Raw genomic sequence first — 24,383 nt, 5'->3', positions numbered from 1 at the left:
TAGGAAAACGTGATATTAGTTTCTATACAGTAATAATAAAGAAAAAAATTGTAGGGGTCAACGGCCGTTGCCCCCTAGTGAGAGATGAGGTTACTTATGGCGTTTAAAAGTTAGCTGAAACCCCAGTTAACGGTAGGTTTAACTCCAGCTTTATCAACCACAGCATAGTTAAGATCAGTAAATTGAGAGGGAGATAATTTAAAGATCCAATAGCTATTAGTTCCGTATTGTTCTCCTGTTTCATCACACATCACTTTACCTGCCCATTCATCCGCAGGATCTTCTGCATCAGTGAGTAATTCCATGCCACAATCATTGAGTAATTCTTTCATTTTCTCATTCATTTCTTGGGCATTAGGGTTATCGGATAAGCCATATTCTCCAGGTAATTCGTGAAGAATAGATAGGGGACTTTCTCCTAAGTTTCCATCTTCCATAAAGCTTTTCATGGCACTGCGGAAAGCATCTAAAAAGCTGACTTTAATTTGAGGTGTCATTAACTGCTTAATATCGCTTTCACTGATGTTAATTTTTAACCCAGAAATGCCTAATTCTGCTTTAATAGTATCAACAGACTCTTCTTTTTTAGGTTGATCACCGTAACTAAAACTAGATACTTCATTTCCTTCAGCATCTAATACTTTACCGATGTCACCTTTATCGTTCCAAATAGCCGTTTTACTGCCGAAACTAAAACCACCTGATTCTTGATGAACTTCGTTAGTATAAACTCGAATAATTTGACCTGCGGCTAAAGATGTACCTTCTGGAAATGCAAAGATTTGATCCTTTCCTGATGAGGTAACTTTCCAATTAGATAAGTCAGCAACACCATTACCACTATTACGAATCTCAATATATTCATCAGATTGAGTCCGTTTTACATGGCCTTTGTAAACAATTTCCGCAATCTCTACTGTAGCCTTCAAAGGTTCAAGACAGTCTAAGTTTTCTTCTGTCCAACTTGCCCCGTGAATCGTTCCGTTATTATTATTGTTAGTTTGATCAAAAACATCACCATTTAAGGGGAAATAAGCCATTAAGCCTGCTTCTTTGCCTGTTAAACGATGGTTCATATCTTTTTTGATTTCCCCTTGGCTGCGGGCTTTATTCCAGATACGAACTTCTGTCATTTTTCCAGGAAAAAAATTATCAACTCTTCCTAACCAATAGCTAGTATTCGTTGTATAAAAATTGGTGGGTGCAGGTTCAGTTGCAAATAGTTCTCCGTTGCGATAGATTTTGTACTCAGTATCCTCTTTTACCCAGGCAATATGAACCCATTGTTGCGTACTTTCAAAGAAATTTTTTAATACACCAGAATAACGTTGATCGGAGGTACTATAGGAGTCATAATGTAGTGCCTTATCACTAGGACATATCCACATTCCAGGTTTACGATGTGCATCTCCTTGTTTCCCAATAAATCCATGGAAAGCAGAATTTAAAAGAGCAGGATTAATCCAAAGAGAAATCGTAAAAGCTGTATTATTTTCAAAAGGATCTCGAATTTCTACATAGTCATCTTGTCCATCAAAATTTAAGACTGATTGTAAATTCTGTTGCGTTAGGGTTTGTACAGCCGTCATTTTGAAAATCTCCTAATATTGTTAATGACTTAGAAAAGTCACAAAAAAGTAGTCTCACACTGTTTATGATTTATTAAATTAAGTAACTAATGATTCTTCTTGTTACTGGAACTTGAAACATCATTTCTGTGTGATTAATCTCATTGTGCCATTGTGATTGTGATTATCGCTACTAGGAAAAATACGGAAAAATCATGCTTGTTTTGTCTTTTTTAGTAATTTTACAGAGAGTTTATTTAAGAAATATAACCATAACCCAAGATTAATACAAAAATTCCGCATACAGAAAGCTATGCGGAATCATTAACTAAATTCAATTGAATGACTTAGTTATTATCATAGCTAAAGCTAGACACTTCATTGCCTTCAGAATCTAATACTTTACCCATGTCACCTTTATCGTTCCAAATAGCCGTTTTACTGCCGAAACTAAAACCACCTGATTCTTGATGAACTTCGTTAGTATAAACTCGAATAATTTGACCTGCGGCTAAAGATGTACCTTCTGGAAATGCAAAGATTTGCTCCTTTCCTGATGAGGTAACTTTCCAATTGGATAAGTCAGCAGCACCATTACCACTATTACGAATCTCAATATATTCATCAGATTGAGTCCGTTTTACATGGCCTTTGTAAACAATTTCCGCAATCTCTACATTAGCTTTAAGAGGTTGCAGAAATTCTAAGTTTTCTTGTGTCCAATTTGCTCCATTAATTGCTCCGCTATTATTATTAGCAGTTTGATCAGAAGCATTCCCATTTAAGGGCCAATAACCGATTAAACCAGCTTCTTTGCCAGTTAAACGATGGTTCATATTTTGTTTGATTTCTTCAAGGGTACAAACTTTATCCCAAACACAAACTTCGGCTATTTTACCTGTATAATGATAGGCTTCATTGTCATCCTTATACATCCCAATATATAAGTTATTTTCAGGCTCATAATCAATTTTAGAATCAGGAAGATTTTGGGACGCTTTTTCAACACCATCAATATAAATTTTTATGGTTTGACCATCATAGGTGCAAGCAATATGATGCCACTGATTGAGTTTCACGGTATTAGCACCACTGCTAAGATATTGAATCCCTTTTGATGGCACTTTTAAACCAAAATATACACCACTTTTGCCATCAAGAAGGATACCATAACCACTTTCAGTAGAACCTGTATCAAAAATCTTGGAAATAATTGCTGCCCATTCCCGGTTGCTGTTAACATTAATCCAAGCAGAAAGTGTTAAGTTTTTACTAACATTAAAGACTGACTTTTTAGCGAGATCAATATAATCATCTTTACCATCAAAACTTAATACTGATTGTAAATTCTGTTGCGTTAGGATTTGTACAGCCGTCATTATGGAAATCTCCTAATATTGTTAATGACTTAGAAAAGTCACAAAAAAGTAGTCTCACACTGTTTATGATTTATTAAATTAAGTAACTAATGACTCTTCTTGTTACTGGAACTTGAAACATCATTTCTGTGTGATTAATCTCATTGTGCCATTGTGATTGTGATTATCGCTACTAGGAAAAATACGGAAAAAGCATTCTTGTTTTGTCTTTTTTAGTAATTTTACAGAGAGTTTATTTAAGAAATATAACCATAACCAAAGATTAATGCAAAAATTCCGCGTAGATTATTACCCAACATAATACAAAGATAATTAGTAGGGGTCAACGGCCGTTGACCCCTACTTTCTTTTGATTTGTAGCAGTATAGCCTATTTATGCCCTAATATTTTATTTCTCAGATGTTTGATTTTATCTCGATATTTGGCTGCTTCTTCAAACGCTAAATTTTTAGCTGCTTCTTGCATTTGGGTTTCTAATTGTTGGATTAATTCTGGGATTTTATCTAAGGGTAAATCATCAGCTTGGGTATAAACTTCTTCTAACTGCTGAGAGTTTAAACGACGAGAAATGTCTAAAAAGGATAAAATTGAATTGCTATAACGCTTAATAATTGACTGTGGTGTAATATTATTTAGCTTATTATGTGCCATTTGAATACCTCGCCTTCTTTCAGTTTCTTCAATAGCTTTGATCATACTATCTGTTAAATTATCCCCATATAAAATAGCTTGTCCATTAATATGACGTGCAGCACGTCCAATAGTTTGAATTAAGGCTTTTTCTGCTCTTAAAAACCCTTCTTTATCTGCATCTAAAATAGCGACTAAAGAGACTTCAGGCAAATCTAATCCTTCTCTTAATAAATTAACACCAATTAATACATCAAACTCTCCATTTCTTAAGGCTTGTAAAATTTCAATGCGTTCAATAGATTTAATTTCTGAATGTAAATATTGTACTTTAACATCTCTTTCTTGAAAATATTCTGTTAAATCTTCAGCCATACGCTTTGTTAAAGTAGTAATTAAAACCCTTTCATTGAGCTTAACTCTTTGTTTTATTTCTCCTAATAAGTCATCAACCTGCCCCTCTGTTGGACGAACAAAAATTTCCGGGTCTAATACTCCTGTTGGACGAATAATTTGTTGAATAACTCTATCTTCTGATTGTTCAATTTCCCAATTTCCAGGAGTAGCAGAAACAAAAATACACTGACTCACTTTATCCCAAAATTCTTCTGATTTTAAAGGTCGATTATCTGCGGCACTCGGTAAACGAAACCCATGATCAATTAAGACTTTTTTACGGGCTTGATCTCCATTGTACATCCCTCTAATTTGTGGCACAGTTACATGAGATTCATCAACTACTAATAACCAATCTTTAGGAAAATAATCAATTAAACATTCTGGTGGTGATCCTGCTTTTCTTCCTGCTAAATGACGAGAATAATTTTCAACCCCATTACAATAACCGACTTCTTTTAAGAGTTCTAAATCATAACGAGTGCGTTGATCAATTCGTTGTGCTTCTAATAGTTTACCTGCCTTTTCTAACAAGGAAACTTGTTCTTTTAATTCCGAATCAATCGCTTCACAAGCTGATTCTAATTGTTCATCAGGGGTAACAAAATGTCTTGCAGGATAAATATTCATGTTTTTGAGACTATTTAAAATCTCACCTGTGACTGGATCTAAATAACGAATAGCATCAATTTCATCACCAAAAAATTCAACGCGAATAACTCTATCTTCATAAGCTGGAACAATTTCTAAAACATCCCCTTTAACCCGAAACCTTCCTCGTTGTAATTCCAGATCATTGCGAGAGTATTGAATAGTAACTAAATCTCGTAAAAGTTGACGCTGATCGACTTCTTTCCCCACTTCTAAAGGGACAGATGCCTTTAAATATTCGGCGGGCATTCCTAAACCATAAATACAACTAATAGAAGCAACAACAATCACATCTTTACGCTCAAATAAAGAGCGGGTTGCTGAATGCCTTAGCATATCAATTTCATCATTAATAGAAGCAGTTTTTTCAATATAAGTATCACTTACAGGAATATAAGCCTCTGGCTGATAATAGTCATAATAACTAATAAAATATTCTACTGCATTATCAGGAAAAAATTGTCGTAATTCATTACATAATTGAGCCGCCAATGTTTTATTATGAGCTAATACTAAAGTCGGTTTTCCTATCTTTTCAATCACCGAAGCAACGGAAAATGTTTTCCCCGTTCCCGTTGCTCCTAATAGGGTTTGAAAGCGATTTCCTGCTTGTAAAGATGCTATTAATTGAGCGATCGCTTGAGGTTGATCGCCTGTGGGTTTAAAGGGTGCTTGTAAAGCAAAAAGATGAGAATTCATAGTAATAATATTTAAAGATTCACAACCTTGTTGTAGGGGTCAACGGATATTGACCCCTACTAATTTTTTAATAATAAATAATACAGTTGTCCCGTATTACTAATTAACCCGGCGCGATCACCTGCTGTTTTCCCTGTACCCATAAAAATATCAACCCTTCCCGGCCCTTTAATCGCACTTCCAGTATCTTGATCTAAAACATAACGACTCACTAATTTAGTTTCTATTTCTCCAGTGTTGGTTGTATAAGGAATCCGAGTTTTTATTAATGCTAACGCACCAGGGGGCATAATAGATTTATCAGTAGCAATGGAACGTTCCGCAGTAACAGGAACCCCGATACTTCCTTGAGGGGGTGCGCCATTAGTTTCCCGAAAAAAAACAAAACGATTATTACGAGGCAAATAGTTACTTAATTCTTGAGGATTTTTCGTTAAATAGTCAATTAAAATGGGTAAAGTTAGTTTATCTAAGGCAAAGACCCCATCATTTACTAACTCTTTACCGATACTAACATAAGGATAATCTGTGCTTCCATCGTAACCAATACTGATAGTTTTACCATCGGTTAATTTAAGTTTTGCTGAGCCTTGAACATGAACTAAATAAGCTTCTAATCGATCACGCATCCAAATTAATTCATTCCCTTTAATAATACTACTATTTCCTAAGCCATCTTTTCCTTCTAATTCTAAACGAGTTGGGTGAGGTTTTGCCAAACTTTCAAAGTTTTTGGGTTGACGATAAAGAGGATAAATATATTCTTGAGTACGCTGACGACTTGCTGTATAAACAGGTTCAAAATAGCCTGTAAAATGTACAGTTCCTTGATTATCATTGCCTTGAGATTGATATAAAATAAACTCTTTTTGTACTGCTGTTTGCAATTCTTCGGGGTTTTTAGCGGTTTTTAATAATTCCTTAAACCTGATTAAAGAACGACGCACACGATCACGAGTAATACCAGGAATAGGATAATTATTATAAACTTCAGCCGCTTTTGGGGTATCTAAATAACGTAAACTATAACTAATTGCTCGAATTAATGCCCATTTATCTCCTGGGTTTTCTGCAGTTCCCCAAAGTTGTTCATCTTCTCCCCAAACTGCATTAATTTCTGTCAGTTTAACTTGACTTAATGGCGGTTCTTCTGAACTTATTATTTGTGGGCTACAAAAGATTAATCCGAGTCCGATAGATAATATTGCGATCGCTTTATTCATAGGATAATAATACAGAGAGCTTTTGAATATTATCAAAAAGACAGTTTTTCATCCATATTAATGGGGAAAGTTGAGAAGGTTCGGAAAAAATAACTTGATAACCCCTGTGATAAAGGCTAAAATGAAGCCAACTGAAACCGAACGATTGATAAATTCTTGAGAATCTAACCGTTTATTAATTCCTTTGACTTCCGTATCAAGAGTTTTAATTTCCCCCTTAAGTGATTCAATAGATACTCTAGTCTCAGTCCTAAAGTCACTCAAATCTTTTTTTAGGGTGTCTAGGTTCTGATTTACGTCTTTGATACTTTGCTTGATCTCTCCTAAGACTTCTTCTAACGAGTAAGTAACTGTTATGGGGGTCTGACTCATGAGTTAAACTCCTATTAGATAAGCTTCTGTTCTAATCTACCATTTTCCTTGAATGACAGAGTTGCTCACGGGTTTGTGTCACTCCATTTATTTAAAAATTACTCTCGTTCTACACTCCCAAAAAATACGGGTTCAACCCGAATGGCCATAATACTTGCAGGACGAACAACCATATATTCTCCCTGAATATTTTTGATAGGAACATTGATAAATTCCTCAGAATCAAATTTAGGCACTAATTCCCCGCTATACCACTTCTGAAACTCTTGAATTTGGCTAAACCTTACTTCCTCGCGGTGGCCACTGGATAAGAACAAATAAACGGCGTATTCATCGGCTTTTCTGGGCATAGTCAGTAATTCCTCTGGTCTTCTTTCCTATTATCGGTGACTAGGGGGCTAATTTGAAGCGTTGCAATAAAGCTTCTAAAACAACAGGTAAGGTTTGACTCAACTCAGCAGATGTTTTAAATTCAAGTTGTTGATGGGGTGGCAGATCAAAGGGCCATTTTCCTGATAACTCTGCTCGCTGTTGATGTAACAGTAAAATTTGCCCCCCTCGTTTATGTTGCAAAGCGTATCCCAACTCGGTACAAATAGAAGGACTGGGAATTAAACGAGAGATGTCATCCTGTTTAATACTGGTAATAGCTGTCCCATCTACCACTAATAATAGGCTTTTTCGCAGTTTACGCAGTTGACTATCACTGAGTCTTAAGGGGGAGTCTTGGGGACGAGAAGCGACGGTTAACGAGAGGAGATGACGCGATCGCTGATTATATTTCTCTATGGTTTCCCCCAAAACAGTTTGAATAATCTGACTAGAATCAGGATATTCTGTTTGTCCACTAAAAAAAATGATCGGTTCTAAAGTGGCTGTAATGTCTTGCTTGCTCAGGTACATTTCCTGAGACACTAAATCTAGGTTAGCAATAATATAACCGCCACTGCCTTCTATGTAAAATTCGACGGCTTCCCCTTCTAAATAACGTTGAAACCATTCGGATTCCTCAATTATCTGTTTTTCATCCAAAAAATCGGCTCTTAAAGCAGATTTTAGTAAACTATTCCGACTTAACCGTAAATCAGGAGGACGTTTCACTACTTCCCGTAACGGTTCGTATTCTCCTAAATACCAAGCTTTCAGGGGGATAATCGCCATGGCAATTATTGCTCTCAATGATAGATAACATAAAAATGTTACACTATTTTTCCCTGTCTTGGTACATAAGTATTATTTTTTAACTTAACAATAGGGGCTAATATCTTCATTCCACTCATCAGCAAGATAACAAAGAGCGCGGAAACGTAGCATCATTAAGTCATCATAGAGGGGATTGAGCTTGCATAGAGGAGGAATACTCACCAATACATGGTCAAAGAACTTAATTTCCCGTTCAAAGGGACATTGAGACGGAATTAAACGACAGAGACGATGAGCAAAAGCGCGATCGCGGATTTCTTGTTCAGCCAACCAAGCACGAATTGGTTTTATACTTTTAGAAAAGGGCAATTTTAGCCATTTAGTAGCAGAAAATGAGTGAGGAGATTGGGGATTGGTCCAACTGCTCAAAATAAAGTTTTTTATGGTATAGTCGGTAACACTCATAGATTTTCTTCCTTTCAACTGAGTTAAAGTTGTCACGTCGGATCACTACATCGGATTGGTCAATGATTCCTCAAGGAATTTACTGAGTCAGTGGAGTTAGGTTGGGGAGTCTAAACATAAAACTCCTTGTTTTCAGGCATTGCGGGAAGTCCTTGAAATTTCCTTGTCTTAGGGAAATTCTAGAGACTCCCTTCCGATTGTAACTGACTGATCAAACTGACATCGTCATCATAACCAAGGGTCAAAGGGACTATACAGAAAAAAAGTTGAAGAAACGTAACATCCCCTTGTCTCTATCATCCCTCTTGTGCTTAAAAAAAGTTGTGAGCAAAATCACCGAATTTCCAGGGAGAAGAGGGTAAGGGTTCTGTAGTTTTACAGACTGGCCAAAACTATGTTATCGGTTTTGATATAAGATCGATGGGTGACACCATCATAAATCAGGAAGATTGTTAACTCATGGATGCTACCCTACTGATTGTTCAAACTTTAATGAGCTTTCTCAATATCTATTTACTACTGATCTTTGTACGGATTTTGCTTTCTTGGTTTCAAACTGCTGAGTGGGCCTATGGAATCATGTCCTTTTTAAGTCCTATCACTGATCCTTATCTTAATATTTTCCGTTCTTTTATCCCGCCTTTAGGGGGTTTAGATATTTCCCCCATCGTAGCCATTTTCTTACTGCAAATCATCTCTCAAATGCTAGGGAGCGTCCCATCAATGATGGGGGGGTTTTAGGTGGACTACCCTTAAAAAATAGGGTTGACTTTGGTCGTAAACCCAGAAGCCTTAAATTGCTTCAATTTCAAAGGGGTCGGTTGATCGGAGGGGACACTAATTCTCAGTTCAAACTCACTGACCCCTGGTGGCACTTCAGGAATGGAACCGACACGACTGCGGTTTTGTAAAATAGGTTCGTTATTGGCATCATTAATGCGGCCAAATACGTCAGCATCATAGACAGTTTTGCCGGAAGTATTTTTGGCTTTTCCGGTAATAATGTAACAATCGGCAGGTAAACTCGATCCCCCACTGGTAACAATACCTTGGGCTAATTCTGGGGAACAATCTTTGTAAGAGACATCCAATAACTGAATATTGGTCAAGGCTAAGGCCGGTTGGCTAAATAACCAAAAGAAACAACCAAGAATAATAGCGATCGCACGAACTTTCATAAACCTAAACATTAATAATTTCCTTTATTATTCAGCTTATCAGTTGCCGTCCCCACTGTTGCAATAAATAGTGATGAAACGCTTCTGTATTAATACTATCCATGGCCAAAACCTTGCGACCATTTTCAACCACTTTAATCCTTCCCTGACTATATCCTGTCGTAATTACCTCGGTTTTCCATGCTTTAACAGAAAATAGCTCTGGACGATGTAAATAAGCAGTAGCTAAGACATCCCAACAATAGTAGTCTTGGGGAATAGCTAAGGCGTAACAGAGTCCCGCTAAATCAGATAAGGGATAATGACGTTGTTTAGCTAATTGACGGATAAATTCAGCAGTTACAGGGACAGTATTCGTAATATCTAGGGTACATAAAATTAGGGGGATCTGGGTTTGCCAAACCCGTTCAACGGCGATCGCATCCCAGTAAGCATTCCATTCTGCTGTGCCATCATGTTCGGGAGCAAATTCTCTTTCTACATTGCCTGAAACGTTTAATACACCGCCCATCCAGACAATTTCTTTGATTTTTCCCTCAATTTCAGGATTCATCTCTAAGGCGGTCGCAACAGTGGTTAAGGGCCCTGTTACCATTAAAGTAACGGGTTCTACTGCATTTTGTAGGGTGTTGACCATGAACTGTTGTCCAGTTTCAGGGACAAGAGGGGTTTTGAGAGTGTCTTGTTGATTTAGGAGGGGAAAGTTATCCATAATCAGGGAATCTCGGCGATACAAGGCGGGAAAGGGATGGATTCCTCTGACGGTACTTTCTGCGACGGGAATGTGATGACATCTCATGAAATCTAGCAGTTTTCGGGTGACATTAAGGGCGGCATTAATATAACAATCAGCTGGGGTAACAATAATTCCCAGTGGTTGTACGTGGGGCATCGTCATCAATAACATGGTGGCTAAAATATCATCAATTGCCCCATCATGATCGAATAATACTAATTTTTTGCTCATTGAATTTATTTTAAAAGTTAAACACCAAAAAAGCGGGCTAGTTGATATTCCCGCTTCTTTAAGAGATATTTTAGTTAATTTATTGATTTTTTGGTAATGAACTTGGGGAGAAAAAATATTGTTTATTGATTGCCTAATCATCAATGACTTACTCCTAATTCAAGATCAATGTTACGCCTCCTCTAACCAATCATAAATCCGATCTAGCTCATGTAAAGTAATTAATCCATATTGCCAGAGTAACATGGGTAAAGGGCCCTGGGTTTGTTCAACGGAGCGTTGTGCGATCGCAATTGAGTCAGCAGACAAGGCTAATTCTTCGCGTAAAAAGCGTAAAAATAGTGTGTAAGTGGTGTTTGTCATGATTATCTTCACTTTAGGGTTGATTTTGGATGATGTTTTCTTCCCAAAAAAAGTTGATTTGATTTCTGAGTCATCACTCGAAACCGAAAGTTTACTTCATCGTTTTGGGGACGTTTTCCGTATAAGAGAATAACAATTTTAGGGTTCATTATCCACGATCACTCAAGATACATCTTTCTGATAGGGTTTGCTACCCTTTTGAAGATTTCTAATTTTGAGCTTTCATAGAATAATAGAAAACAACTTCTGATTTAAATCAGCGTCGCTTACTTCACCCTCACACCACTAAATTAAGTAAAAGATCGCTCAGATAAGACTAACAAGGTTTCCTTGATTGATTTTAAGCCTTGATTTTTCTTCCCACTCAACCTGTCAAGATTGGTAAGTCGCTCACTCTATTCTGAGGAGTTCTTTCCCATATACTATAAAGGATGTTGTGATCGATGATTCAAAAAATCAATTTAAGTTTGTAAAACTTTAAGTCAGTAAAACTTATAAGATTTTCCTCTCAATGATTCTACTAGAGCTATTGAGAATTATCCAAAAACTTAACATCTAGTTTATCTCCTTCCTTGATCCCTAATTCTCTGGCTTGTCCACCCCCAAGTTCAATGACTTGGTTGACCAACGTCTCAGGGCCGTAAGTGGGACAGGGATCACTGTTACAGGGGGGAACTTCCGAGATAACGGCTTTGACTTTGCCATTGGCCAGAAAAATCATATCTAGAGGAATCGTAACATTTTTCATCCAAAAACGCACGGGTCTAAGTTCCTCAAATAGAAAAATCATGCCTTGATTTTTCTCAATAGATTTACGATACATTAAACCAATTTGTTGTTGTTCTGGTGTTTTAGCAACTTCTAATTCTATAACTTTTTCTCCGACATTAATTGTAGCTTCAATGGGTAATTTTTGACCATTCCCTTGGGAAATAACTGACGAAGAATTGTCCTTAAATTTCGCTTCTGTTGAAGGGGAACAGCCTAATAATAATAAGCTGCATACAATAATTAAGTTAATTGTTTTATTCATAATCATTTCATTCCTCTCACCAATATAATACCAAGAATTTTCGGGCAACCACGGGGGGATTGCCTCTACATTTTAACTTAAATTAGTCTTCATTTTTTACGGAAAACCGACTGGTAACATCAGTATTTTCACTCCAAACTGCCATTATATTAATGTTTCCATTCAGGAAGTTTTGACGACAAGCGCGACGCTGAATTTTACCACTGGCTGTTTTTAATACAGTTCCCGATTTAGCTAAAACAATAGCATAAGTTTGGATTTCATGTTCTTCAGCGATTTCTTGGCGAATATCTCCTAATAATTTTTCTGTATCTAAATCACCTGTACGCCGTTCAATCTCTTGGACAATTACTAAATGTTCTTCTCCTCCGTTTTCAATGGAAAAAGCTGCTCCATAATCTGAGCGAAAAACTGGATCAAGATGTTGCACTGTCCATTCAAGATCTTGGGGATAATGATTGGTTCCTCGAATGATAATTAAATCTTTCATCCGTCCCGTGATATAGAGTTCCCCCTCTTTAAGAAACCCTAAATCTCCGGTTCTTAAAAAAGGCCCTTCTTGAGTCTCTTTAATATAAGCCCCAAAGGTATTTTCTGTTTCTTCTTGTCGTTGCCAATAACCTTGGGCCATACTGGGGTCAGATACCCAAATTTCTCCTACTTCATCTGCAGCACAACGGGTTAAAGTATCAGGGTGAACAATGGCAACTTTTGTCTCACAAACCAACTGGCCACAACTCGCTAAAACCCGAATACCTTTCTCTTGTTCCGGGTCAGCATCCACAATTTTATCCTGTTCCAAAGCAGAAGCGTCTAAACAAGCAAAAACAGGATGACTCCCTTTGGGTTTAGTTGATACCAGTAAAGTATATTCTGCCAACCCGTAAGCAGGAGCAAAGGTTTCCCATTCAAACCCACAAGGAGAGAAGGTTTCCACAAAATTGGCCATTACTCTAGGATTAATGGGTTCGGCGGCATTTCCTGCTGCTTGCCAACTGCTTAAATTAAGTTGGGGGATCTCTTGGGGTTTAACCCGACGAATACAGAGATCATAGGCAAAGTTGGGAGCTTGGGAATGAGTAACTTTGTATTTAGTTATATTGCGTAGCCATTGAATGGGACGCTTGATAAAGGAAAAGGGAGACATGAGATAACAGGGTGTTCCGTTGTAGAGGGGAACCATCATGCCTTCTACTAAACCATAATCATGAAAATAGGGCATCCAAGTATGGGTAATGCTGTTTTCATCATAACCGCAGGCCCGTTGTAAATAGTGGGCATGGTGCATTAAATTAAAGTGAGAGAGCATTACGCCTTTGGGGGTAGAAGTTGAACCAGAGGTGTATTGTAGGTAAGCCAGTTCATCTTTGTCTACTTGGGGATCTTGCCAATGCTCAGCTAAGGAAAGATCAACCGTTGCGGTGTCGATCCAATTCATTTGATTAAATTCGGGAAATTCGTCTTTGACGTTTTCTACCAGGGATAAAATACCTTCTGTGGTGAGGGCAAATTTAGCATTGGCATCTTTGACAATAGCCCGTAAACGGGGTAAGGTGCGCTTGAGTCTTCCCGACTCTGGTGGGGGGACAGGAATGGCGATCACTCCTGCATATAAACACCCACAAAACGCGGCAATGACTTCTAACCCTTGGGGGTACAATAATAGGGCCCGTTCCCCTCTAGCTTCGTATTTTTGGAGTAAGGTGGCGATCGCTTTTGCTTGTCGATCTAATTCTCCGTAGGTAAGGGGAGGAGTTTCTGTTTTGCCGTCAATAAGGAAGGTATAACCGTGGCCGTCTGGGGTGTTGGTGGCCCGTAGACGTAATAATTCAATGAGGGTAGTTGGGGTGGTTAAGGATTTTTCTAAGCTTTGAGTCATGATTAGATAAGAGAAGAAAGGTGAGACTATGACAGGGATTAAAGTTTAAATATAACAAAACACTGTTTCAATTCTAAAGGAAATCTTCACATTGGCAAGATCACAAAACATTTAATCATTGCGTAGGGTGGGTTAGGTGGCGATCGGTTATGCCGCTAATTTGTTAATTAATTGTCCACCGTAACCCACCATCAAGGATACTTGAATTACCCTTAAGATTTGCTGTATAAACACCCGACATAATTTTCCTTTCTCTCCAACATAAAAACCAAAGATTTCCATGTCTTTAATATGAGATATATTAGACAAATAATAACCTTCCTTTGGGTTCCGGTATCGGTCTTCCTAATTCTTGTGCGGTTTCTATATCAAGACTTAGTAACCATGATCTCCCTAGAGTTTTTTCCCAAAAAAAGATAATTTATTATTCAAATTGGGAACCCTAACACTAGAGATAGAAGATAGGAAATGTCAGATTATGTTAAGAAAAACAACAAATCTTTTATTAACAACTTTATTAGCGATCGCCACCATAAACAGCATCGAGATTCCCAAAACTCAACTAACCTCATCAAATTTACTTAATTTTCAGTCAGAGGCCCAGGCCAGAAGTAGTGGGGGACGGAGTCGAGGAGGATCATTTAGTCGCAGTTCAAAAAGTTCCTCAAAATCTAGTTCTAGTAGCAGTTCAACCTCTCCCAAAAAAACCTCAAGAGTCCGAGTTTATTCTGATAACAATCCCACTTATTATCATAGTCGATCTCGCACTGGAAGCGGAACCCCCATGGGGGCCACCGGGACGACTATTTTTTTAGGAATTCTCTTTTTTGGGGTGTCAGGAATTATCATTTTTCTCATCCTAAAAAGTGTTTCAAATGCGAGTAATAATAAGTCTACAACAGAATCATCAAATCGAGAATTAGACAATGATATTTTTACTATTTCTCAGTTACAAGTCGCCTTATTAGCATCAGCAAAAGATGTCCAATTAGAGTTAACAGAACTGAGTTTAAGGGCGAATACTAGCACCGAAGAAGGGTTAAGAGAATTGTTACAAGAGTCCATTTTAGTCTTACTGAGACATTCTGAATATTGGAGTCATGGATTAGGCAGTTCTGAAAAAATCAAGCTTGATCAAGCTGAAGCAAAATTTGAAAGCTTATCCTTAGAACAACGCAGTAAATTAAGCCAAGAAACCTTAAGGAATGTTGGGGGAAATATCCAAGAAAAAACAGTTCTAGCTCCTGAAGATGAATCTGCCATGTATATTGTGGTAACATTATTAGTAGGAACGGCCCATGATCGTCCCCTATTTAAAGATATTCAAACCACAGAAGCATTAGAAACAGCCTTAAAAACTTTAGCAGCAATGCCCCCTGATTATTTACTAAAATTAGAATTATTGTGGAGTCCGCAAGCAGAAAATGATAGCTTAACCTATGATGAATTTATTACTGAATACACCCAAATGGTACAATTAGTTTAAATGATAACTTACTCCCTTTTCAGTCGATTTCAAGGTAGTTTATTTGGTAATCTCATTGGCGAAACCTTAATTAATCGAGAAAGATCTCAATTTTGGTGGCGTATTATGAGTAAAAAAGTTATGATAAAATTAATTGAAAAGGGAGAAATAATGTCAGAGGACTGGGTTGTGATCTCTCCCGAAAAACCCAGTTTAAGCTCTGGGGAATTAATCTTAGGAATATTGCCCTTGAGTCTTCTCTTTTATGATACTCCTTACCAATTCCAGCAACAATTAAATCCCTTAATCAACCTTTGGGATATTCCGTCAGAAACTGTCAAAGAAATTGTATTTTTCAACGACTTATTAGGAAAAATTTTAAATGAAAAACTTGCTAAAAATACCCCAGTAAACCTGTTAGAAATTACGGACAAAGTTCCCCTATCCTGGGAAAGTTCATTACAAAAAATCCAAGAATTTTTAGATAAAGGAACCCCTTTAACAGAAGTAAATCGGTATTTTCGACAACAAACGTCTCCAGAAAAGACAGTAATTCCCTTATCCTTATATTGCTTTAATCGCACCCCTAATAATTTTCGCCTGAGTGTTTTACAAGCAGTACAAACCGGGTGTCTCCTAATTAGTACCTTAACGGGAACCCTGTCAGGAGCCTATAATAGTGTTTTAGGCATTCCCGTTCCTTGGCGTTTAGCTCAACAAATTGACCCAGATCCCCCCTTATCCTATCAACAAATCTTTACATTATGGGAGCGATGGGCGGGTGTTGACAAGGTAGCACAGGGAGAGACAATCGGGGACAAGACGGCAGTAAGTTCGCCTGGGGTGATGCAGCAGAGGCCCCCATTGATGCTAATTTCGCAAAAAGAATATTTACAACCTACCCCCATAGAAGGAGAGAACGATTAAAGTAATAGAGAAGTCAATAATTAAGCTGAGGTTATTCTCCGACCATGAACCACCCTTAAAGGTATATCCTAGTTTAATTTAGTAGCTAATGAAGCTCATGACCAATCCGCGCTGACGTTTTTACACGACCTCACACAAGATGAAAACGCTCCAATTCTTAACGCAACACTTAGAGAAACTACGACAACAGTACCAAAACAGTCGTGGTTTATTCTCAAGGGAGGGGAAGACAACAGACCCCAAAAAAACAGCCACATCTCTCCCATCGTCGAATTGGCTCGGAAAACTGCACAAGTCTCAGTCTATCAGAAACATTCACCCACCCGTAATGTGGGGGTTAGCTGTGATATCTTTGACCAGTGTGATCGGTTATCGCTTCTATAACCAGCCTCAGCTATCGGTGGGAACGGTTTCCCCAGTTAGGATTATTGCACCGAAGAATGGTACTTTTGAAGATTCCCAAACCACTGAAGAAAAACGCAAAGAAGTCCGCACAGGGGTCGTTCCCGTCTTACAACGGGATGTACAATTAACCACCCAACTCAAATTAAACTTGTCAGAAACCATGGGGGAGATTGACCAATTACGGCAACAAACCGCCCCTTTTCCCTTCATTAACCCTAAAATCATTCCCCTCTCGACCCAACAATATTTACGCACGGCGACGGAAAAAGACTGGCAAACTGTCGTCACACGATTAACCACAGGGAACAAAGCCACCTCATTATCTCAAAAAACCCAAGAGTTACAACCTCCCTTAACAACGGCGATCGCCCAATTAGATAATTATGGTCAAACCACCTCAACTGCCACCCTCAAAGGGCTTCTAGAAACGATTAAACAGTCTCGTCAACGCTATGCTAAGGCCACCTCAGAAAAGGCTAGTTTAAAGCTTTCTCCCCTGAGTTCCGAACTCATCAGACTCTTTTTAAACCTCGATGATCAGACTTGGAATAAAACCCAAAAAACTCTAATAACCACCTTACAGAAAATTTTAACCCAAGGAATTCCCCCAGGAATGCCGGATTATTTGCTAACAGATATCATTACTATTCAATTAGACAGTTCCCTGTCCTCTTCGGCCCAGCAAGGGGCCACGGGACTGTTGATGAAAATTCTACAAAATCAGCATAATTTAACGGTAGATAAAGAAGAAACGAAGCGACGGGCAGAACAAGCGGCCCAAGCCGTTGAACCCGTAATTGTCGAAGTTAAGGCCGGCGATGTGATCGTTGAAGCGGGAGAAAACATTACCCAAGAAGAATTTGTCCTTCTTGATAGTTTCAAGCTTAGTCGTCGGGGCATTAATTGGTTTGGGTTGGGGGTGTCTGCCGTTTTGGTGGCCGGGACAGTTACCGCTTTTTGTGTCATCAGTTATCGTCTTCACCGTCCCATGCGTCGGCGAGATCATCTTTTGTTGTGTTTGTTGAGTTTGAGTACACCGCTACTGGGAATTTTTAATTTAGGCTATACTAATCTACCCGCCGTAGGGTTACTCACCAGCAGCTTTTATGGCCCCACCTTGGCTATTACTCAAGTTGTTCTGTTAAGTGGTTTATCGACCTTTGCTGCAACCACTATTAATTGGAGTTATGTCTTAGCGGGAACAGCTGGGGGACTCTTGGCCGCTTTGATGGCAGGGCGACTGCGTTCACGGGATGAATTAGCCCGTTTAGGGGGTGCAATTGGTCTTTTACAAGGTAGTGTTTACTTTTTAGGTTATTTAATTGCGGCACCAGTGGCGGGAACTATCTGGTCGGCCATTTTGCCGGGGGCAATTCTTTATGGGTTATCGGGCATGGCCTGGAGTGTGATGGCCTTGGGAATTTCCCCTTATTTAGAACGGATTTTTGATTTAGTTACCCCTATTCGTTTGGTAGAACTGGCTAACCCTAATTGTGCGCTGTTGAAACGCTTGGCAATGGAAACCCCTGGAACTTTTCAACATACCTTATTTGTGGCTTGTTTGGCGGAAGCAGCAGCCCGTGAATTACACTGTAATGTGGAATTGGTCAGGGCGGGGACTTTATATCATGATATTGGCAAAATGCACGATCCCCTAGGATTTATTGAAAATCAAATGGGTGCGCCTAATAAACATGATGAAATGAATGATCCTTGGGCCAGTATCGAGATTATTAAAAAGCACGTTTCTGAAGGGTTAGTTATGGCGGATAAGTATGGACTGCCTCGCGTTATTCGTGATTTTATTCCTGAACATCAAGGGACTTTGCTGATTTCCTATTTTTATTATCAGGCAAAACAAGAGGCGGAAAGAAATGGAACGGAACCCATTTCTGAAGCAGATTTTCGTTATGCTGGCCCTGTTCCTCAGTCACGGGAAACGGGTATTCTTATGTTGGCTGATGGCTGTGAAGCGGCATTAAGGTCTTTAAAAGAAGCGACTCCAGAAACGGCATTGGCGATGATTCATAAGATTTTTAAGGCCCGTTGGCGGGATAATCAATTAACAGATTGTGGTATTAAATATGAGGAGTTACCAATAATTGCTGAGGTTTTTGTTAAGGTATGGCAGCAATTTCACCATCAACGCATTGTTTATCCTAAAGGTGCTTTGGAACATCAAAGCACCAGTAAATCTAATTAAAATGTTATGATCTTTATTGTCAGCTTATCTACCCTGTAGGAGCAATTCATGAATTGCTTCTACATCAATGTCCTCATGAAACCGAATTGGGTATTAGATCAGATTATATTTGCTTTTGGTTGTTAATCTATGTTGTTAAAAATCTCACTGATTATTCGTTATAGTATTCTTGGCTTGTTGATTACTTTCTTAACTGCTTGTACTGGCATTAATGGCTTAGAAAATCGTTTATCTCCTAACCCTGGATTACAAAAAAATTCTCAACAAACTGAACTATCTCAAGCAAAACTGCCTGAAAATTTTCCTACTATTATTCCCCAAGATCCGAATTCAACTTTAAAAGAAGTTGCCGACAATAGCACTGAAGATAAAGGTTTAACTCGTTGGTCATCTCAGGAAGATATTAACACAATTGTTGGTTTTTATCAAGAGCAATTTAAGTCTAATTCTTGGGAAATTACCCAACCTTTTGATGCTAATAATAACATATTAGCAGCGCAGAAAGATGGATTAGATGTCAAACTTTCTTTTCTTGCTGCCAATGATGGAACGGTAGACTATTCTTTAGACTATCAACGATTAAATTCTACCATAACGGCAACCCCATCAGACAGTCAACCCCCTTCTAACCCTTCTAATACGGGTGAAATTGTTAATTTTGAAAATATTCCTGATGCCTTAAGTTCCTATGTACAAGAGGTGGCTAATTTGGGGGTTTTAAGTCTTGATAAAACAGGGAATAAAACTTTAAATGCAACGGCAATTATTAATCGTCGAACCTATGCCAGATGGTTACTTGAAGCTTATAATAAATTCTATGAAAATACACCAGCAAAACAACTTCGTTTAGGGGTTAAAACCTCTCAACCTGCTTTCTCTGATGTTGGGGTTAATGATCCTGATTTTCCCATTATTCAAGGGTTAGCTGAAGCAGGGATCATTCCCTCTCGTTTAACCTCCGATAGTAGTGCTTCTTTGTTTCGTCCTAATGCACCTTTAACGAGAGAAGATTTAATTACTTGGAAGGTTCCTTTAGACATGGGTAAAGGTTTACCGAAAGCATCTCTTGATAATATCAAAGAAACTTGGGGTTTCCAAGATACGGCAAAAATTGATGTTAAAGCAATACAAGCTTTATATGGAGATTTTCAAAATAGTGAACAGTCTAATGTGCGTCGTGTCTTTGGTTATACTACCCTTTTTCAACCCAAAAAACCTGTTACTTTAGGAGAAGCTGCGGCTACTTTATGGTATTTTGGTTATCAAGGAGATGGACTTTCTGCTAAGGATATTTTACAGAAATAGTAGACAATTGTAAGAGTTTGGTTATAACTAATTTCTATGATATTATTATGGTTGATAAACGAGAATCTTTTATTCCCTATCGTCGCACAGATTTGATTAATTTATGTCTGGAAGATGGAAAACTTCGGGATGAGGATATTAAGATATTTAGAGAGTTTTGTGAGATTTTATCTGCTTTCTTTCATTTTCGGTTTCATCAAACCTTAGAAAGCATTAAAGATAATTATGTTGTATTTAATCCTAATACGGATATTCAACCCTTAAATAGTCCTAGTCTTCGAGATCATGAAGCTATGAAAATTCAGGTTATTGCGGGTTTTAATTATATTTTAGAAAGAGCTAATTATCAACAGTTACCCAATAGAATTATCCAACAGTCATTAGACAAAAAATCTTTAATCAATCTCAAAACAGAGATTGATTTTGATGATTTTGAACAGTTTTTTTGTTACTATCGTGGAGACATTGATGAAACAATTACACAGAAAAAATTTGGTTTTTTTGAACGAGAAAAAATTGTTGATATTTTGGAGAGAGTCGTTTTATTAATTCACTTTAAAGGAGAGGGTTACTTTCAAGCAAAAGCTAAGAAAAATAAGCAAGAAAAAGAGTTAAATTTTATTCCAGGAAAAATGTATCTTTATTTCTATAAAAATATACCAAAACTTGATATTGAGTTACTATTTCCTAATATTAGAACTAGCATGACTTGGAAAGATAGGTTGTTATTTGGTGTACCAGCAATTGGAGCAGCAGTTCCCCTTATTTTGAAAGCAGTTCCTAATATTTTAATCATTATTGTTGCTATTTCTATTTTAATTAATGCTCCTTCAATAGTTGAATTTATTAAGGTTGAAAAAGAAAAAGTTCGTGATATTATGCCTATTTTAGTGGCAACTTTATCCTTAACTATTACATTGGGAGGATTTGCTTTTAGACAGTATAATCAATATAAAAGTAAACAAATTAAGTTTCAAAAAGAAGTTAGTGATACTTTGTTTTTTAAGAATTTAGCCAATAATGCTAGTGTTTTTCAAGCTTTAGCTGATATTGCAGAAGAAGAAGAATGTAAGGAAATTATTTTAGTTTATTATCATTTATTAACCAGTCAAGAAAAATTCACTCCTGAACAACTTGATCGGAAAATTGAACAATGGATGACGGAAAAGTTAGGAATTGATCTTAATTTTGATATTCATGGGCCATTGAATAATTTACAGCATATTCACGGTAAAATTGTTACAGGAAAAAGTGATGAAAATGAGCAAATAGATGTTCCGATTTTATCCTATGATGAGCAAGGAAATATTTTAGTTTTGCCATTAAAAAAAGCGAGAATGGTGATTGATTATGTTTGGGATAATGCGTTTCAATATAATGGGTGTTAATTAAACAGTAAGCAATGGTTTTATAATAACTGTTCTAAGGATTGATTTTCTAACCATTTGCCTATATACATATAATTGATGATTATGAAGTATCGTAAAATTACTGAATAATTACAGCTAATGCAAAATCTTCTTTATTATTTAAAAATAAAGAAGATTTTGTTACACTTCTAAGCTAATAATTATACTAAAATTGATTATAGAGATAATTGACCCTGATTGAAAACAATGTTAAACAATTCTACAATTATCAGTGTATCCGCTGAAATTATGAGTGGGACTCCCGTTTTTGCAGGTACGAGAGTCTCAGTACAAACTTTATTAGATTATTTAAAAGCAGGAGAATCCATTGATGATTTTTTAGATGGTTTTCCCACTGTCACCAAAGAACAAGTAATTACCTTACTTGAAGAAGTTGAATTTTAACCTTTAACTTTTAACTTATTACTTTTAACTTCCCCTAACACAGACTAGCAATTTTCAACTAATTCCCCTAAACTGTGATATTTGAAACGCACCCTCATCAAAAACCAGTAAAATAACATGACCAATAACCCCATCAAACCCTTTTATTTCGATATTACAGAGGAAGAAATTGACTTTTTCGCCGAGGAGTCCAAAAAGATTCTTAAGTCCGGTAGACTCATTTTAGGGGAGAATACGGCAGAATTTGAAAAAGCCTTTGCTGAGTATGTTGGCACAAAACACGCGATCGCCGTTAATACGGGTTCATCCGGCCTCGAAATCATTTTACGTCTTAAGAAAGCAGAAAAAACAACGGTTCTAGTGCCGACAAACACTAATTTTGCTACTGTGGCCGCCGTTTTGAGGGTAGGGGGACAGGTTCAATACTTAGACATGGATGAAACCACCTTTGCACCCTCTTTAGACATGGTAAAAGAAGCGGTCAAAAAAGGGGCAACCCCCGCCATTTCTGGGGTGTTATGGGTGCATATTGGCGGTGTCATTTCCCCTGAGTTTCCCCAAATTGTAGAGTATTGTCACGAAAACGGCTTATTTGTCCTAGAAGATACGGCCCATGCTCACGGAAGTCAAATTAAGGGGGTACAGGCCGGAAATTTAGGAGATGGGGCCGCTTTTTCCTTCTTTCCCACCAAAATTATGACCACCTTTGAAGGAGGAATGATCACCCTAAACGACGATGAAGAAGACTATATCGCGCGATCGCTGAGAAACCAAGGAAAGCGAGGAATGGACTTTGGGGGGTTACATACGGACTTTGGTAATAGTACCCGTATGACGGAAATTCATGCGGTTTTAGGACGTATTCAGTTAGTTAAGTTACCAGAGATGATCAAGCGACGACAAAAGTGTTATGAGTTAATTACAGCACCCTTGAGAGAAGCAGGGATTAAGTTTGTTTCCACAGATCACATGGACAGTGCCAGTCAATATAAATTAATGGTACTGCTACCGGAAGGAAAAACCATCCCAGAGGTTAAAAACGCTTTAGCAGCAGAGGACATCTTTTTAGGGGGAACAGTTTACGAAATTCCCTGTCATTTACAACCCGTATTTAAGGATATGTGTCCCGAACAAAGTTTGCCCCGCGCTGAATATTGGTGTCCGAATCATATTTGTCCTCCGTTGACATCAGGAATGACAGAAGAAGAGGCCAAAACCGTCGGAGACGCATTAGTTAGACATTTAACCTAAGATCAAGTAGAGACGTTGTATACAGCGTCTCTACAGGGTTATGAGGGATATCAGTAGGGAAAATCTTGAACAACCAATAACCTATAAACTTCCGTAAACCTGTTCAGTGATTGTCCCTAATTATTGAGTAAACTAGGACATGAATATTTTCGTGAGCTTTTTGGGAACCCTAACAGTAGAAGCTCAATGTTGTTTCCTAGCCTAGTTGAACCGTGATGAGCCTCTGTTAGCTAAATTATCGCTTGCATTGCACCTAATTATTATTGAATCCAATCACAACACTTAACTATGACCGAAATTGTTTCTATCCACTCCTATCGCGGTGGTACAGGAAAATCCAACATGACAGCTAACCTAGCAACCACCATGGCTATGTTAGGTAAGCGTGTTGGTATTGTCGATACAGACATTCAATCTCCAGGTATTCACATTCTTTTTCGCCTCGATGAAACAAAAATTCATAGAACTCTCAATGATTATCTTTGGGATGACTGTGAAGCTGAACAAATCGCTTACGATGTAAGTTATGTTCTGACCGATCCCAACACACAAGTTAATAACCCCAATGGCAAAATTTTCCTGATTCCTTCCAGCATGAAAAGTGAAGATATTGCCACAATTCTTAGTGAAGGATACGATGTAGAACTTCTACAAAGAGGGTTTTATGAAGTCAGCGAGGTCTTTGATTTAGATTATCTTTTTGTCGATACTCATCCCGGATTAAACGAAGAAACTTTGCTGGCTATTGGACTTTCTAGCACCCTGGTTATTATTTTACGTCCTGACCAACAAGACTATTTAGGAACGGCAGTTATTGTGGAAGTCGCCAGAGAATTAGAAGTTCCCAAAATGCTGCTGGTGGTTAATAAAGCATTGCCTGATTTTGACTTTGGTATTCTCAAAGATAAAGTCCATGAAACCTATCAATTACCAGTGGCGGGAATTCTTCCTTTATCTACAGAAATGCTGCGTTTAGGTAGTCAAGGACTGTTTTGTTTACATCATCCTGACCACCCTTTAACTAAGGAAGTACAACGAATTGTCTCCCATATTCAAGGCTAAATTTA

23 protein-coding genes are annotated in these 24,383 nt (G+C 37.8%); 9 read left to right on the top strand and 14 right to left on the bottom strand.

The annotated features are described in order from the left end of the window. Positions 1-110: 110 nt before the first annotated feature. From VB715_RS10680 to VB715_RS10645, 8 genes are all read right to left on the bottom strand, one after another. The gene (locus VB715_RS10680; RefSeq protein WP_323301191.1) at positions 111-1,589 is read right to left on the bottom strand and encodes a LamG-like jellyroll fold domain-containing protein; all 1,479 of its coding nucleotides are present in this window, start codon (positions 1,587-1,589) and stop codon (positions 111-113) included. Positions 1,590-1,915: 326 nt separating this feature from the next. Beyond that, the gene (locus VB715_RS10675; protein WP_323301190.1) at positions 1,916-2,947 is read right to left on the bottom strand and encodes a LamG-like jellyroll fold domain-containing protein; all 1,032 of its coding nucleotides are present in this window, start codon (positions 2,945-2,947) and stop codon (positions 1,916-1,918) included. Positions 2,948-3,316: 369 nt separating this feature from the next. Further along, the gene (gene uvrB, locus VB715_RS10670; protein WP_323301189.1) at positions 3,317-5,323 is read right to left on the bottom strand and encodes an excinuclease ABC subunit UvrB; all 2,007 of its coding nucleotides are present in this window, start codon (positions 5,321-5,323) and stop codon (positions 3,317-3,319) included. A 59-nt stretch (positions 5,324-5,382) separates the two neighbouring features. Next, entirely contained in the window at positions 5,383-6,546 is a 1,164-nt protein-coding gene (locus VB715_RS10665; protein ID WP_323301188.1) for a murein transglycosylase A, read from the bottom strand. A gap of 57 nt (positions 6,547-6,603) precedes the next feature. Further along, positions 6,604-6,918 (bottom strand): hypothetical protein, encoded by a 315-nt coding sequence (locus VB715_RS10660; RefSeq protein WP_323301187.1) that lies wholly within the window; start codon positions 6,916-6,918, stop codon positions 6,604-6,606. Positions 6,919-7,016: 98 nt separating this feature from the next. After that, positions 7,017-7,268 carry a hypothetical protein gene (locus VB715_RS10655; RefSeq protein ID WP_323301186.1) on the bottom strand — a complete coding sequence of 84 codons (252 nt, stop codon included), beginning with the start codon at positions 7,266-7,268 and terminating at the stop codon, positions 7,017-7,019. A gap of 40 nt (positions 7,269-7,308) precedes the next feature. Beyond that, entirely contained in the window at positions 7,309-8,079 is a 771-nt protein-coding gene (locus VB715_RS10650; protein ID WP_323301185.1) for a hypothetical protein, read from the bottom strand. A gap of 84 nt (positions 8,080-8,163) precedes the next feature. Then, the gene (locus VB715_RS10645) at positions 8,164-8,526 is read right to left on the bottom strand and encodes a Mo-dependent nitrogenase C-terminal domain-containing protein (protein ID WP_323301184.1); all 363 of its coding nucleotides are present in this window, start codon (positions 8,524-8,526) and stop codon (positions 8,164-8,166) included. A gap of 459 nt (positions 8,527-8,985) precedes the next feature. On the opposite strand from VB715_RS10645, the gene VB715_RS10640 reads away from it, so the two are divergent. Continuing rightward, entirely contained in the window at positions 8,986-9,267 is a 282-nt protein-coding gene (locus VB715_RS10640) for a YggT family protein (protein WP_323301183.1), read from the top strand. Positions 9,268-9,278: 11 nt separating this feature from the next. Here the strand turns inward: VB715_RS10640 and VB715_RS10635 are convergent, their stop codons facing one another. From VB715_RS10635 to VB715_RS10610, 6 genes are all read right to left on the bottom strand, one after another. After that, the gene (locus VB715_RS10635) at positions 9,279-9,704 is read right to left on the bottom strand and encodes a hypothetical protein (RefSeq protein ID WP_323301343.1); all 426 of its coding nucleotides are present in this window, start codon (positions 9,702-9,704) and stop codon (positions 9,279-9,281) included. Between the two features lie 31 nt (positions 9,705-9,735). Continuing rightward, on the bottom strand, positions 9,736-10,671 hold the full coding sequence (locus tag VB715_RS10630; RefSeq protein WP_323301182.1) for a nucleoside hydrolase: 936 nt from the start codon (positions 10,669-10,671) through the stop codon (positions 9,736-9,738). Between the two features lie 171 nt (positions 10,672-10,842). After that, positions 10,843-11,034 (bottom strand): DUF2949 domain-containing protein, encoded by a 192-nt coding sequence (locus VB715_RS10625; protein ID WP_323301181.1) that lies wholly within the window; start codon positions 11,032-11,034, stop codon positions 10,843-10,845. A gap of 526 nt (positions 11,035-11,560) precedes the next feature. Then, positions 11,561-12,067: a DUF192 domain-containing protein gene (locus tag VB715_RS10620; protein WP_323301180.1), complete on the bottom strand. Its 507-nt coding sequence runs from the start codon at positions 12,065-12,067 to the stop codon at positions 11,561-11,563. Between the two features lie 82 nt (positions 12,068-12,149). Further along, complete coding sequence (locus tag VB715_RS10615; protein ID WP_323301179.1) at positions 12,150-13,946, bottom strand: fatty acyl-AMP ligase; 1,797 nt, start codon at positions 13,944-13,946, stop codon at positions 12,150-12,152. Between the two features lie 147 nt (positions 13,947-14,093). Continuing rightward, on the bottom strand, positions 14,094-14,255 hold the full coding sequence (locus tag VB715_RS10610) for a hypothetical protein (protein ID WP_323301178.1): 162 nt from the start codon (positions 14,253-14,255) through the stop codon (positions 14,094-14,096). A 169-nt stretch (positions 14,256-14,424) separates the two neighbouring features. Here VB715_RS10610 and VB715_RS10605 point away from each other — a divergent pair, with 169 nt between their 5' ends. From VB715_RS10605 to VB715_RS10570, 8 genes are all read left to right on the top strand, one after another. Beyond that, positions 14,425-15,432: a DUF1517 domain-containing protein gene (locus VB715_RS10605; protein WP_323301177.1), complete on the top strand. Its 1,008-nt coding sequence runs from the start codon at positions 14,425-14,427 to the stop codon at positions 15,430-15,432. After that, entirely contained in the window at positions 15,433-16,338 is a 906-nt protein-coding gene (locus tag VB715_RS10600; protein ID WP_323301176.1) for a hypothetical protein, read from the top strand. It abuts the gene before it with no gap. A gap of 139 nt (positions 16,339-16,477) precedes the next feature. Next, positions 16,478-18,946 (top strand): HD family phosphohydrolase, encoded by a 2,469-nt coding sequence (locus tag VB715_RS10595; RefSeq protein ID WP_323301175.1) that lies wholly within the window; start codon positions 16,478-16,480, stop codon positions 18,944-18,946. 129 nt (positions 18,947-19,075) lie between these two features. Next, a complete protein-coding gene (locus tag VB715_RS10590) occupies positions 19,076-20,251 on the top strand; it encodes an S-layer homology domain-containing protein (RefSeq protein ID WP_323301174.1) in 1,176 nt (391 codons plus the stop codon). A gap of 47 nt (positions 20,252-20,298) precedes the next feature. Beyond that, complete coding sequence (locus tag VB715_RS10585) at positions 20,299-21,639, top strand: TMEM143 family protein (protein WP_323301173.1); 1,341 nt, start codon at positions 20,299-20,301, stop codon at positions 21,637-21,639. A gap of 228 nt (positions 21,640-21,867) precedes the next feature. Further along, positions 21,868-22,065, top strand: a complete 198-nt coding sequence (locus tag VB715_RS10580; RefSeq protein ID WP_323301172.1) for a DUF433 domain-containing protein — start codon at positions 21,868-21,870, stop codon at positions 22,063-22,065. Positions 22,066-22,182: 117 nt separating this feature from the next. Then, positions 22,183-23,316 carry a DegT/DnrJ/EryC1/StrS family aminotransferase gene (locus VB715_RS10575; RefSeq protein WP_323301171.1) on the top strand — a complete coding sequence of 378 codons (1,134 nt, stop codon included), beginning with the start codon at positions 22,183-22,185 and terminating at the stop codon, positions 23,314-23,316. A gap of 288 nt (positions 23,317-23,604) precedes the next feature. Next, complete coding sequence (locus VB715_RS10570) at positions 23,605-24,378, top strand: MinD/ParA family protein (protein WP_323301170.1); 774 nt, start codon at positions 23,605-23,607, stop codon at positions 24,376-24,378. The last annotated feature ends 5 nt before the right edge of the window (positions 24,379-24,383 follow it).

Origin of the sequence: Crocosphaera sp. UHCC 0190 (assembly GCF_034932065.1) — a bacterium.
Lineage (GTDB): Bacteria > Cyanobacteriota > Cyanobacteriia > Cyanobacteriales > Microcystaceae > UHCC-0190.
Note: the sequence above shows the minus strand (reverse complement) of the source record. Positions and strands in the feature narration are given on the sequence as shown.